The organism is Vibrio sp. GLN_1 (assembly GCF_043106015.1).
GTDB lineage: Bacteria > Pseudomonadota > Gammaproteobacteria > Enterobacterales > Vibrionaceae > Vibrio > Vibrio parahaemolyticus.
The window spans coordinates 97,307-110,995 of record NZ_JBICMD010000035.1 but is presented as its reverse complement, the minus strand read 5'-3'; the positions used below and the strand labels follow the sequence as shown (position 1 = coordinate 110,995).

Below are 13,689 nucleotides of genomic sequence, written 5' to 3'. Positions count from 1 at the left end.
GACATCCTTTCTTTTAAAAATAATAAAATTACAAAAAAGCCTCATAATATCCGCTAACTGCGACGCATTATGAGGCTTCTATCAGGTTTCTTAGATTGAACCTGTTACTTTTTCTATCAAGTCAGGTTGGAACTCCATGTGCGTCATCACTTGTTCAACCATTTGTCTCTTACGACTGGTATTGTTGTTTGTGATAACCCAAAACGGCGTACCTGGAATGGCTTTAGGCTTGGTGGTGTTACCATTGGCCAGTAAGGTTTCTTCATTGTCTGCAAAGTAAACGCGTTTGCGTCCCTTTACGTTTGTCGCTTGTGCGAAGCCTTCTGGATTTAACTTATGTAAGGTCGATAGTACTAACATAAAGCGATCAATCGCTTTTTTTAGACCGGCAAACTCATCAGAAATTAGCAGCGAACGCATCTCTTTCACTACATCAATAGATTCTGCTTTGCCCGCATCTTTACTTACTACAATCCCTTGTGGCTTCTCTACTGCTGGTACCGATTCTGCTACCTGCAACTGACCATCAAGGTTTAAAAGGCGTCGCAAAATATCCGAGGCGCTTTCACCGATATGCTTAGTTTGGCTAGCAATGTAACGGTATAGATCCTCATCAACCTCAATTGTTTTCATTCGCTTTTCACATTCTCAATGTTTAAACTCTGGGGGATTATAACGAGATCCTTTCGGATACTCCACGTTAAACCCATCACGAATAAGATAAAATGTCAGCATTACTCAACTATAAGCAGGAAGGCCAAGGCCAAACAGTTGTTTTGATTCACGGATTGTTTGGTAGTTTAAGTAATCTGGGCCTATTGGCTCGTGATCTTGTTGAAGATCACTCAGTGATCAGTATCGACCTACGCAATCACGGTCTCTCTTTCCACTCTGATACTCATAACTACACTGACATGGCACAAGATGTCGCGACGCTTCTTCAGCACTTAAACGTTGAGCCATCGATAATCGTCGGCCATTCAATGGGCGGTAAAGTCGCGATGAAACTCGCTGATATAGCACCAAATCTTGTGAAACAGTTGGTCGTATTGGACATGGCTCCAGTAGCTTACCAGACCAATCGTCACGACAACGTATTTGATGGTTTGCTGGCCGTTATCAAAGAAAAACCTGCGAACCGTCAACAAACGTTAGAAATCTTAGCTCAACACATTGAGATGGATGGCGTTAGACAATTTCTCTCAAAATCTCTGTTTAAAAATGAAGACCATATGGCTTGGCGATTTAACGTCGACAGTTTATTAAATAACTATGCTGAGATCATTGGTTGGCAAGATATTGCTCCTACCGAGATCCCGACACTCTTCATTAAAGGCGGAGATTCGGACTACTTAATGCCAGAGCACCAACCGTCAGTACAACGACAATTCAAACAAGCTAAAGCACACATTATTGCCAACACTGGCCATTGGTTACACGCAGAAAAACCCGCTGAAGTGATGCGAGTGATCCGGAAATACATTTCGAGTTAACAAATTCGAAAAGCAACAATAGATTATTGAAATAACCCTCCTTGTAGTGCATTAACAATACTGTGTAACAGTGGTATAGTGCGCCCAAGATTTTTCGGCATGAAGGACTAAAATGCTTTACGACTATATGGATATGCTCGAGTCTATTGGGCTCGATCTTCTTTTTGCTGCTATCTTCTTTTTCATCGGGATGGCAATAAAAGATGTGCTAAAGCAAGGCAATGTACCTGTTTTTGGTCGTCGTATTGTATGGTTAGTCCTTTTCCTAGGCTGTGCTGGCTTTATTGCAAAAGGCATTATTCAGCTCACTTGGGAAGGCTCGGGGTTAGGTTAAACCCTCAGTACCATTGCCCATAACAAACAATGTAAAGGTATAGACTCTATGGCAAGTGTAGGTATCTTCTTCGGTAGCGACACAGGTAATACTGAAGCCGTTGCAAAGATGATTCAAAAGCAACTAGGCAAACATCTAGTTCACGTTCAAGACATCGCGAAAAGCAGCAAAGAAGACATTGATAACTTTGATCTTCTTCTTCTAGGTATCCCTACTTGGTACTACGGCGAAGCACAATGTGATTGGGATGATTTCTTCCCTGAACTTGAGCAGATCGATTTCTCTACTAAGCTAGTGGCTATCTTCGGCTGTGGCGACCAAGAAGACTACGCAGAATACTTCTGCGATGCGATGGGTACAGTGCGTGACATCGTTGAGTCTAAAGGCGGCACAATTCTTGGCCATACTTCAACTGAAGGCTACGAGTTTGAAGCTTCAAAAGCACTTGTAGAAGGCGACGAAAGCCAATTCGTAGGTCTATGTATTGATGAAGACCGTCAACCTGAGTTGACTGACCAACGCGTCGAAAACTGGGTTAAGCAGATTTACGAAGAAATGTGCCTAGCTGAGCTAGAAGGCTAAGTAAGTATTATAAAAGACCTCCGATTGGAGGTCTTTTTTATAGCATTAAATTAAGGCGCTTCCGTTACCGCCTCTTCTTCTCGATATTGAGGCTTCTTTCTCACATATAACTTGCGCTGAACTTCAGATACCACATTCCCTTGTTTGTCTTTTACATGCGTAATGAATTCAGGAAAGCACTTTTCGCCGTTTCGAGTCATCTGATAGATCTCGTCTAGCATGCCATCCGTGATCTCAAACTCAGCAAACAAATCGCTTTGTCCTGGCTTGATAAAGTTGATGCTCGCCTCTTTATCCCACACGTAATACTCTTCACGTAGAATACCCATCAACATGAGAGAGTAAATGGGATCTGTTAAGGAAAAAATACTGCCTCCATACTGTGTACGATTGGCATTTTTGTTCCACCAGCGAAGTTTCAAACGAACTTTAACCATTCGGAAGTCTTCAGAAATATGTAAGATTTTAATTCCGGCCCCCCAAAATGGTGGCCATACATTCAACGCAAATTTCACAATCCCTGGTTTATAAATCTTCGCGAGTCGCTTATTCATTGCAGTCCGTGCCCTCTCTAAGCTCATGTTACAAAATTGTAACTGGTCAGATCTGTAATATAATCGACCCATTTCCAATTTACAAAAAGATTCTATTAACCCTTTGAAGTTCGTGGTTTAATGTTTTTAGCGCTTCGCCTATAATGGTAGGAATATTGAATTCTGTTAAATCGCTGCAGATGATCCAACGGGAAAGTATATGTCAGATAATAATCAGGCGCTGAAGGATGCGGGTCTAAAAGTTACCCTTCCAAGGCTAAAAATTCTAGAAGTACTTCAGCAGCCAGACTGCCAGCACATCAGTGCTGAAGATTTGTACAAAAAGCTGATTGATCTAGGTGAAGAGATAGGTCTAGCAACTGTTTATCGCGTTCTAAACCAATTCGACGATGCAGGTATTGTTACTCGTCACCACTTTGAAGGTGGCAAGTCAGTCTTCGAATTGTCAACTCAACATCACCACGACCACCTAGTATGTCTAGACTGTGGTGAAGTAATTGAGTTTTCTGACGACATCATTGAAGAGCGCCAACGCGAAATCGCAGCTAAGTACAATGTGACGCTAACAAACCACAGCTTATACCTATACGGTAAATGCAGTGACGGTGGTTGCAAAGAAAACCCAGATGCGCACAAACCTGCAAAATAATTTGCTTGTAGATTAAAAATAAACGCCAGTTAAAGCTGGCGTTTTTTGTATCTGTACTTTTTGTTTTGCTTAATCCAAAAACAAAAATGCCAGCAATTGCTGGCATTTTTCTATAGGTAACGATTGAGATTATTGGTTCTCAATTTTCGCCCATGTATCACGTAGGCCAACCGTGCGGTTGAACACTAGGTTATTTGCAGTTGAATCTTTAGAATCCGCACAGAAGTAACCCATACGCTCGAACTGGTAGCCTTGCTCTGCTTCTGCAGATGCCAGGCTTGGCTCAACGAAACCGTTGATCACAACGAGTGAATCAGGGTTAATGGTTGAAGCGAAGTCTTCTGCTGCTGCAGGATTTGGAACAGTGAACAAACGATCGTATAGGCGAATTTCTGCTGGTAGCGCTTTATCCGCAGATACCCAGTGAATTACGCCTTTAACTTTACGACCATCTGCTGGGTTTTTGCCTAGCGTTTCAGGATCGTAAGTACAGTAAATCGTTGTGATGTTGCCTTCCGCGTCTTTTTCAACACGCTCAGCTTTGATCACGTAAGCACCACGTAAACGAACTTCTTTACCAAGAACTAGACGCTTGTACTTTTTGTTCGCTTCTTCACGGAAGTCTTCTCGCTCGATCCAAACTTCACGAGTAAACGGTACTTCACGCTCACCCATTTCAGGTTTATTTGGATGGTTAGCCAGCGTTAGATTTTCTACAGCGCCCTCTTCAAAGTTCTCAATAACAACTTTAACAGGGTCCAACACAGCCATCGCACGAGGTGCATTTTCGTTTAGGTCGTCACGAATACAAGATTCAAGCGAGCTAAACTCGATCATGTTTTCTTGCTTCGTCACGCCGATACGCTTACAGAATTCGCGGATTGACGCAGGTGTGAAACCACGACGACGTAAACCAGATACTGTTGGCATACGAGGATCATCCCAACCGTTAACCAATTTTTCGGTTACTAGTTGGTTTAGCTTACGCTTAGACATCACTGTGTATTCTAGGTTTAGACGGCTGAACTCGTATTGATGAGGACGACAATCAATTGTGATGTTGTCTAATACCCAGTCGTACAAACGACGGTTGTCCATGAACTCTAGCGTACAGATAGAGTGCGTAATGCCTTCTAGCGCATCAGAGATACAGTGTGTGAAGTCGTACATTGGGTAAATGCACCACTTATCACCCGTTTGATGGTGAGTAGCAAAACGTACACGGTATAGCACTGGATCACGCATAACCATGAATGACGAACCCATATCGATCTTCGCACGAAGACACGCTTTACCTTCTTCAAATTCACCTGCGCGCATTTTTTCAAATAGCGCTAAGTTTTCTTCAACAGAACGGTCGCGGTATGGGCTTGGCTTACCTGGCTCTTTTAGCGTGCCACGGTACTCACGAATCTGCTCTGGACTTAGCTCATCTACGTACGCTAAGCCTTTGTTAATCAATTCAATTGCATATTCGTAAAGCTTGTCGAAGTAGTTTGATGAGTAACATACTTCACCATCCCACTCGAAGCCTAACCAGTTTACATCTTTCTTGATAGACTCAACGTATTCGATGTCTTCTTTTTCAGGGTTTGTATCGTCGAAACGTAAGTTACATTGACCCTGGTAGTCCTGAGCAATACCGAAGTTCAAACAGATAGACTTAGCATGACCGATGTGCAGGTAGCCATTTGGCTCCGGCGGGAATCGAGTATGCACGCTAGTGTGTTTGCCATCCGCTAGATCCTTATCAATGATCTGGCGAATAAAGTTTGATGGACGAGCATCAGCTTCACTCATCTATAGCACCTCAAAAATATAAGTATTGTCAGAGAAAACGGAACTCTGTATCCGATATGGTTTTACAGAGTACATTGTTTCTAATGATCCACAATTCTAAGCCATTAGACAACAAGAACTCGCGCTAAAACGGCAATATTTATCGAGTTCGCGTGAATGCACAGCAGATTCAAAGCACTGAAACAAAAAAAGACCTCCCGAAGGAGGTCTCTAATCAAATATCAGTTCGATGTAATTATGGTAGTTTTACATTCGATAGGTCTTCGTTTACGCCGATTGCTTTCATTTCGCCAGCAACGATTTCTGCTAGAGGACCAAGGATAACTTGAAGGTTGTTTTCACCTAGTTTAACAACACCTTTCGCACCTAGTTTCTTCAACACTTCTTCATCAGCTACTGAACGATCTTTCAGAGTTAGACGTAGACGAGTGATACATGCGTCAATTGAAGTTAGGTTGTCATGACCACCTAGCGCTTTTAGGTATTGACGAGCTAGGTCACCACTTTTTGCTTCACCTGCTGGTGCTGCTGCTTGGCTATCATCATCTTCACGGCCTGGCGATTTTAGGTTAAACGCGCGGATTGCGAAGCTGAATGTGAAGAAGTAAAGAGCACCGAAGCCAAGACCAACTGCACCTAGTAGTAGAGGTTTAGTTGCTAGACCGTAGTTCAACAAGTAGTCAATTAGACCAGCAGAGAATGTGAAGCCGTGTAGCGTACCAAGCATGTTAGCAACAACTAGCGATAGACCAGTGAACACTGCGTGAATCGCGTATAGAGCAGGAGCTAGGAATACGAACATGAACTCTAGAGGCTCTGTGATACCAGTTAGGAATGAACAGAATGCAACAGAGAACAATGCACCACCAACTTGGCTACGTTTCTCAACAGGAGCCGCTAGGTACATAGCAAGTGCTGCACCTGGTAGACCAAACATCATTACTGGGAAGAAACCGTTCATGAATACACCAGCGCTCTTATCACCACCGAAGAAACGGTGTAGGTCACCAGATTTAACTGTTTCAGTTACTTCTTTAACAGTTGCTGTAATTTCTGGAGTTACTGAGTTAGCGAATTCAAATGTGTGAGTTTGACCTGCAACAAGAGTCTTAGCTAGAGCTGGGTCAACACAAAGTTGTTGTAGTGCAGGAAGAGCTTGACCAGCAGCTGTTGCGCCAGAAACTAGCACTTCTTGACAAGAACCCATACCAAACCAGAAGAAAGAGTTCAGTACGTGGTGTAGACCTACAGGAATTAGAGCACGGTTAAGCGTACCGTATACAAACTGACCGATTGCGCCAGAAGTAGAGATACCGTGAGCAAGTGCATCTAGACCACCTTGGATTGTTGGCCATACAATACCTGAAACAGCACCAGCAACTAGGGCGAACAAACCAGCCATAATTGGCACTAGGCGCTTACCAGAGAAGAATGCTAGCCACTCAGGAAGGCGTGTTGCATGGAAAGCGTTGTAAGAATGGCCAGCAATGATACCTGCGATGATACCACCGAAGAATGACATGTTAACTGACGCATCGATTGTTGACGCTGTCGCAGTAAGTACGAAGTACGCAACCGCACCAGCAAGACCTGCAGCACCTTGACCGTCTTTTGATAAGCCGATCGCGATACCTAGACCAAATAACAATGGAAGGTTAGAGAAGATTGAGTTACCGGCTTGTGCCATAAACGCGATGTCAAATACATCAGGTTGGCCCAAGCGCAGTAACAAGCCTGCGATTGGCAAAGTCGCGATAGGAAGCATAAGAGCTTTACCTAACTTCTGCGCGTATCCGAGAATATTCACCTTAAGTTCCCCCTATAGGATTCGATGTTATGTTGAATGACTTATTTCAGTCGTTCAATTTAGTCATCGTCAGTTTATGACATTAATTTTGCTCCGCAAATTAAAAGCTCATTGTTTGTGATCATAATCACCACAATTTGCTCTTTCGAAAGGTTTTTGCTAGCGAGATCATAAAACTTATTTTATTATACGAAAAAATGGCGTTTTAAAGATAATATTCTCGCACTTTATGCAAGGCAGAATCAGTGTTATTTTGGTATCTCGGCGGGTAATTCTTAGTAACTTTGCTCTGAAAAAGAATCATAAAAAACAATTCATTTATTATTTTTCAGTTAGTTACTCTGACAATGACATCGATAAAACGCAACTTGCTGTATGTGACTCGTTATCTAATTCAGTGATACAAACTAAGTACCCACATGACTCATTCAGTCGCCGATTAGATAACGATACAGAAATTGAATTCTCATCTATAAGGACTAGCTGACTATGTACGCGCTAAGTAACTGTAAAATCTATACCGGTAGTGATGTTCTTACCGATCATGCGGTCATCGTTGAAAACGATCTAATTCAATCCATTGTGCCCGTTGCTGAACTACCGAAAGGCATTGAAGTAAAAGATCTTAATGGAGCTAACTTAAGTCCTGGTTTTATCGACCTGCAACTGAACGGTTGTGGCGGCGTCATGTTGAACGATGCTATCACAGCAGAAACGATGCAAATCATGCACGAAGCAAACCTAAAGTCGGGTTGTACCAGCTTCCTTCCTACGCTTATTACGTCTTCTGATGAAGATATGCGCGCGGCAATCGCCGCAGCTCGCGAATATCACAAAAAATACCAAAACCAATCGCTTGGCTTACATCTTGAAGGCCCATACCTTAACGTCGCGAAAAAAGGTATTCATAGCGTTGACTTCATCCGTCCATCCGATGACGGCATGATTGACCTTATTTGCTCAAATGCAGACATCATTGCCAAAGTAACTCTTGCGCCAGAGCAGAACGACCCTGAACATATCGCACGCCTAAAAGCTGCAGGCATTGTGGTATCAATCGGTCACACAAACGCGACCTATGCTGAAGCACGCAAAGGTTTTGAGGCCGGTATTACTTTTGCAACTCACCTATTCAATGCGATGACTCCTATGGTTGGTCGTGAGCCAGGAGTGGTTGGTGCTATTTACGATACACCAGAGATCTACGCAGGCATCATTGCTGACGGCTTCCACGTAGACTACGCAAACATTCGAATTGCTCATAAAATCAAAGGTGAAAAGCTTGTTTTGGTGACCGATGCCACAGCTCCGGCAGGTGCTAACATTGATCACTTTATTTTTGTCGGTAAGAAAGTATATTACCGAGATGGTAAGTGTGTTGATGAAAACGGCACACTAGGCGGCTCAGCTCTGACTATGATTGAAGCAGTTCAGAACACAGTTGAGCACGCAGGTATCGCTTTAGAAGAAGCTCTACGAATGGCTACACTGTACCCAGCGACTGCAATTGGCGTTGAGGACCGTCTCGGCCGTATTCGAAAAGGCATGGTTGCAAACCTGACTATTTTCGATCGTGACTTCAACGTTAAAGCGACGGTTGTTAACGGACAATACGAGCAAAATTAAGCATGAATGGCGGACAGATTGGTAATGTAGATTTAGTAAAACAGCTTAACAGCGCTGCGGTATACAGGCTGATTGATCAGCAAGGTCCTATCTCCCGAATTCAAGTCGCGGATGTTAGCCAGCTTGCTCCAGCGAGTGTTACCAAAATCACCCGTCAACTATTGGAACGCGGCCTCATTAAAGAGGTCGCCCAACAAGCTTCAACAGGTGGTCGTCGAGCAATCTCATTGACCACTGAAGTGAAGCCTTTTCACTCTATCGCCGTTCGCTTAGGCCGAGACTACGTTCAATTCTGTCTCTATGACTTAGGCGGTACTGCACTGGCAGAAGATCAACACGAGCTTCACTACACCAACCAAGCCGATTTGATTGCAGGTCTTATTGATTTATTAAAAGACTTCGTAAGTCGTTGCCAAGATAAAATTGACCAGTTGATTGCTATCGGTATTACGTTACCAGGCCTAGTTAACCCTACGACAGGCGTCGTTGAGTACATGCCAAATACGGATATTGATAACCTTGCGCTTGGTGAAATTATCCGAGAGAAGTTCAATACGGCTTGTTTTGTCGGTAACGACGTCCGTGGTATGGCACTTGCAGAACATTATTTTGGTGCTAGCCAAGATTGCCAAGACTCTATCTTAGTCAGTGTACACCGCGGTACTGGCGCAGGCATCATTGTTAACGGCCAAGTGTTTCTAGGTTTTAACCGTAACGTAGGTGAAATTGGCCACATTCAAATTGACCCTCTTGGTGAGCAATGCCAATGTGGCAACTTTGGCTGTCTTGAAACGGTTGCTGCTAACCCAGCGATCATCCAACGCGTTAAACAGCTCATAGCACAAGGCTATGAGTCTAGCTTAACGCAATTGGAGCACATTACGATTGAAGATGTATGCACTCATGCTATGAACGGTGATGAGCTCGCGAAACAGAGCTTAGTACGTGTTGGTAACCAGTTGGGTAAAGCCATCGCTATCACCATCAACTTGTTTAACCCACAAAAAATCGTGATTGCAGGTGACATCACCGCTGCACAAGACATTGTTTTCCCTGCAATTCAAAGAAATGTAGAAAACCAGTCACTGAAAACATTCCATAACGATCTTCCAATTGTGGCTTCTCACATTGATAAGCAGCCAACAATGGGCGCTTTCGCCATGATAAAACGAGCGATGTTAAATGGCGTTTTGTTACAAAAGTTACTAGAAGACTAAGTTTATACAACTAATTGAGTTACAATCTCGGGCTGTGTTTTCACAGCCCGTTTTCGTATATCAGGAATCTAGCTCAACAGTATGGAAATTATTCTAATTACAACGGCTTTTTTAGCAGGCTTCATCGCGCTCAAATGCAGCCTTCCCCCTCTAGTCGGTTTTCTACTAGCGGGTTTTGGCTTACATGCCTTTGGCTATCAAAGTAATGACGTTATTGTAACTCTGGCTGATCTCGGCGTTACTCTTTTGCTTTTTACTATTGGCTTAAAGCTCGATGTAAAAACATTGCTTTCCAAAGAAATTTGGGGCGGCGCAACAGCGCACAATATTCTTTCAACCGCTTTTTTTGCTCTTGCGTTGTCAGGGCTGAAACTACTTGGATTAACGTCCCTTGCAAGTATGGAAAGCGGGCAGATATTGCTCCTAGCCTTTGCACTTTCCTTCTCTAGCACTGTTTTCGCGGTAAAAACACTGCAGGAAAAAGGTGAACTCAACGCGACATACGCCACACTGGCCATCGGTATTTTGGTTATGCAAGATATCTTCGCCGTCGTGTTTCTGACTGTTTCAACAGGCAGAGTGCCAGAATGGTACGCCATAGGTCTATTTGCTCTTCCTCTCCTGCGCCCGCTGTTTTACAAGTTATTGGATAAAGTAGGCCACGGCGAGATGTTAGTGCTGTTCGGCATTTTCTTCGCGCTTGTTGTGGGTGCCGGACTGTTTGAGTTAGTTGGAATGAAACCAGACCTTGGCGCCTTGATTCTTGGCATGATGCTCGCTGGTCACCGTAAAGCGTCAGAGTTGTCTAAATCGCTATTTAATATGAAAGAGCTCTTTCTCGTCTGCTTCTTCTTAAATATCGGCTTATCCGCATCTTTGAGTCTAACAGGTATCGCACTAGCACTATTATTCATTGTCCTTCTACCTATTAAAGGGTTGCTATACTTCCTCACAATCAACCACTTTAAGTTTCGCGTGCGTACTTCCCTACTCGCTTCTTTATCACTGTTTAACTACAGCGAATTCGGGCTCATTGTCGGTGGCCTGGCGTACAAAATGGGGTGGATGCCGAGTGACATGCTCGCAGCCATCGCTGTAGCGGTTTCACTATCCTTTATTATCTCAGCACCTCTAAATCGCTTGGGCCATAAAATTTATCAACATTCCGGTAAATGGTTACAAGAAACGGCTGCAGAGAAACTCAACCAACGTGACCAGTTGATCAACCCGGGACATGCTCAAGTACTTATTCTAGGTATGGGGCGAATTGGTACCGGTGCATATGACGAACTACGCGCACGTTACGGCAAGATTTCTCTGGGGATTGAGATCCGTGAAGAAGCAGCGCAACAACACCGTTCAGAAGGACGCAATGTCATTTCAGGGGATGCTACCGACCCAGATTTTTGGGAACGAATCCTAGATACTGGTCACGTAAAGTTAGTTTTATTGGCAATGCCACACCATCAAGGTAATCAAACGGCACTAGAACAACTTCAGCGTAGAAACTACAAAGGGCAAATTGCCGCTATTGCAGAATATCCAGACCAACTAGAAGGTTTGTTGGAAAGTGGTGTGGACGCTGCCTTTAATATATACAGCGAAGCAGGTAGTGGTTTTGCGCGACACGTGTGCAAACAACTAGAACCTCAGTTCACTTCGATAAAATAACCATAAAAATACGCAACAACGCGACTACCAATTAAAAGCCTTTCTATCAATAGAGAGGCTTTTTTGTTTGATTTTCATACCAAACCTTAATTCCATTCATCAAAACAACAAATAAATTAAATGTTATTTAATCAACAAGGCTTTTTATCATTTTTTTAATCACAAAACGTTGCTTTTTTTACTCAGAATGGCAAATTGAATCCATACCGATTAGAAATTGTTTAATTTAGAAAGGATGTTGTATGTGTTCAGTATTTGGGATTTTAGACATTAAAAGTGATGCAGCGGCACTGCGTCCTATCGCGTTAGAAATGTCGAAAAAGCTTCGTCACCGTGGCCCTGACTGGTCTGGTATCTACTCTTCAGAAAGAGCAATCCTAGCTCACGAGCGCTTGGCTATCGTTGGTTTAAATAGCGGTGCTCAACCACTATACAGCCCTGATAAAAAACTAATCCTTGCCGTTAACGGTGAGATCTACAACCACAAAGAGATTCGCGCTCGCTACGAAGGCAAGTACGAATTCCAAACAGACTCTGACTGTGAAGTTATTTTAGCGCTGTATCAAGACATGGGTGCTGATCTTCTTGAAGAGCTAAACGGTATTTTTGCCTTCGTACTGTACGATGAAGAAAAAGATGAGTACCTAGTAGGTCGTGACCATATCGGTATCATTCCACTTTACCAAGGTTACGATGAACACGGTAACTACTACGTCGCTTCCGAAATGAAAGCACTCGTACCCGTTTGTAAAACAGTCAGCGAATTCCCTCCAGGTTCGCACTACAGCTCAAAAGATGCAGAACCTCAGCGTTACTACATCCGTGACTGGAACGAATATGCTGCTGTTCAAGGTAACAGCACGAGTAAAGAAGAACTAACAGAAGCACTGGAAGCAGCGGTGAAACGTCAACTAATGACTGACGTGCCATACGGCGTACTACTATCTGGTGGTCTGGATTCATCCATCACCTCTGCGGTCGCAAAACGCTATGCTGCGATGCGTATCGAAGACGATGAAAAATCAGAAGCATGGTGGCCTCAACTTCACTCTTTTGCGGTTGGTCTTGAAGGCGCTCCAGACTTAAAAGCAGCACGTGAAGTGGCAGAAAAAATTGGTACCGTTCACCACGAAATGACATACACCATTCAAGAAGGTTTGGATGCTATTCGTGACGTGATTTACCACATCGAGACTTATGACGTAACAACGATTCGTGCCTCAACGCCGATGTTCCTTATGGGCCGTAAAATCAAGGCAATGGGCATCAAAATGGTGCTTTCTGGTGAAGGCGCTGATGAAATCTTCGGTGGTTACTTGTACTTCCACAAAGCGCCAAACGCAAAAGAGTTCCACGAAGAAACGGTTCGTAAACTGCTGGCTCTAAACATGTTTGACTGTGCTCGTGCGAACAAATCGTTGGCGGCATGGGGCGTTGAAGGCCGTGTACCATTCTTGGATAAAGAGTTCATTGATGTCGCAATGCGCTTAAATCCTGCAGACAAAATGTGTGGCAACGGTAAGATGGAAAAACACATTCTTCGCGAATGTTTTGAGCATTACTTACCAGACTCAATCGCTTGGCGTCAAAAAGAGCAGTTTTCTGATGGCGTAGGTTACAGCTGGATTGACACTTTGAAGGCCGTAGCAGAAGAGAAAGTGACCGATCAACAGATGGAAACGGCTCAGTACCGCTTCCCATACAACACACCAACAACTAAAGAAGGTTACGTATACCGCGAAATTTTTGAGGAGTTGTTCCCATTACCATCAGCTGCAGAATGTGTACCAGGTGGTCCTTCTGTAGCGTGTTCATCAGCGAAAGCGATTGAGTGGGATGAGTCATTCAAGAACTGTGTTGACCCTTCAGGCCGTGCAGTGCAAACCGTTCACAACGACGCTTACTAAGCAGAATTGGGCTGGACCAGCAATCCAGCCCAATTATTTAACTTGTTGA

The 13,689-nt window shown here is 43.6% G+C and carries 12 protein-coding genes; 8 read left to right on the top strand and 4 right to left on the bottom strand.

All coding sequences use genetic code 11. The annotated features are described in order from the left end of the window. Positions 1 to 90: 90 nt before the first annotated feature. Complete coding sequence (gene seqA / locus ACF8OV_RS15600) at positions 91 to 633, bottom strand: replication initiation negative regulator SeqA (RefSeq protein WP_025500211.1); 543 nt, start codon at positions 631 to 633, stop codon at positions 91 to 93. A 92-nt stretch (positions 634 to 725) separates the two neighbouring features. Between seqA and ACF8OV_RS15595 the strand changes: the two genes are divergently transcribed. The 3 genes from ACF8OV_RS15595 (at position 726) to fldA (ending at position 2,409) form a co-directional block, all read left to right on the top strand. Beyond that, positions 726 to 1,493: an alpha/beta fold hydrolase gene (locus ACF8OV_RS15595; protein ID WP_203505135.1), complete on the top strand. Its 768-nt coding sequence runs from the start codon at positions 726 to 728 to the stop codon at positions 1,491 to 1,493. Positions 1,494 to 1,605: 112 nt separating this feature from the next. Next, positions 1,606 to 1,827 carry a DUF2788 domain-containing protein gene (locus tag ACF8OV_RS15590; RefSeq protein ID WP_005461613.1) on the top strand — a complete coding sequence of 74 codons (222 nt, stop codon included), beginning with the start codon at positions 1,606 to 1,608 and terminating at the stop codon, positions 1,825 to 1,827. A 48-nt stretch (positions 1,828 to 1,875) separates the two neighbouring features. Further along, positions 1,876 to 2,409: a flavodoxin FldA gene (fldA, locus tag ACF8OV_RS15585; RefSeq protein WP_015296391.1), complete on the top strand. Its 534-nt coding sequence runs from the start codon at positions 1,876 to 1,878 to the stop codon at positions 2,407 to 2,409. 50 nt (positions 2,410 to 2,459) lie between these two features. Here fldA and ACF8OV_RS15580 read toward each other — a convergent pair whose 3' ends face one another. Beyond that, the gene (locus ACF8OV_RS15580) at positions 2,460 to 2,963 is read right to left on the bottom strand and encodes a DUF4442 domain-containing protein (protein WP_015296390.1); all 504 of its coding nucleotides are present in this window, start codon (positions 2,961 to 2,963) and stop codon (positions 2,460 to 2,462) included. A 199-nt stretch (positions 2,964 to 3,162) separates the two neighbouring features. Between ACF8OV_RS15580 and fcrX the strand changes: the two genes are divergently transcribed. After that, complete coding sequence (fcrX, locus tag ACF8OV_RS15575; protein WP_005489847.1) at positions 3,163 to 3,612, top strand: ferric iron uptake transcriptional regulator FcrX; 450 nt, start codon at positions 3,163 to 3,165, stop codon at positions 3,610 to 3,612. Between the two features lie 129 nt (positions 3,613 to 3,741). Here the strand turns inward: fcrX and glnS are convergent, their stop codons facing one another. Both glnS and nagE read right to left on the bottom strand, forming a co-directional pair. Continuing rightward, complete coding sequence (gene glnS / locus ACF8OV_RS15570; protein ID WP_017448750.1) at positions 3,742 to 5,412, bottom strand: glutamine--tRNA ligase; 1,671 nt, start codon at positions 5,410 to 5,412, stop codon at positions 3,742 to 3,744. A 235-nt stretch (positions 5,413 to 5,647) separates the two neighbouring features. Next, positions 5,648 to 7,219, bottom strand: coding sequence for an N-acetylglucosamine-specific PTS transporter subunit IIBC (gene nagE, locus ACF8OV_RS15565; protein ID WP_317675860.1), 1,572 nt, complete (start codon positions 7,217 to 7,219; stop codon positions 5,648 to 5,650). A gap of 489 nt (positions 7,220 to 7,708) precedes the next feature. Here nagE and nagA point away from each other — a divergent pair, with 489 nt between their 5' ends. The 4 genes from nagA (at position 7,709) to asnB (ending at position 13,640) form a co-directional block, all read left to right on the top strand. After that, the gene (nagA, locus tag ACF8OV_RS15560; RefSeq protein WP_023624136.1) at positions 7,709 to 8,845 is read left to right on the top strand and encodes an N-acetylglucosamine-6-phosphate deacetylase; all 1,137 of its coding nucleotides are present in this window, start codon (positions 7,709 to 7,711) and stop codon (positions 8,843 to 8,845) included. Between the two features lie 2 nt (positions 8,846 to 8,847). Next, the gene (locus tag ACF8OV_RS15555) at positions 8,848 to 10,062 is read left to right on the top strand and encodes an ROK family protein (protein WP_005454586.1); all 1,215 of its coding nucleotides are present in this window, start codon (positions 8,848 to 8,850) and stop codon (positions 10,060 to 10,062) included. An 81-nt stretch (positions 10,063 to 10,143) separates the two neighbouring features. Then, entirely contained in the window at positions 10,144 to 11,733 is a 1,590-nt protein-coding gene (locus tag ACF8OV_RS15550; protein ID WP_131170298.1) for a cation:proton antiporter family protein, read from the top strand. Between the two features lie 242 nt (positions 11,734 to 11,975). Beyond that, positions 11,976 to 13,640: an asparagine synthase B gene (asnB, locus tag ACF8OV_RS15545; RefSeq protein WP_005454564.1), complete on the top strand. Its 1,665-nt coding sequence runs from the start codon at positions 11,976 to 11,978 to the stop codon at positions 13,638 to 13,640. The last annotated feature ends 49 nt before the right edge of the window (positions 13,641 to 13,689 follow it).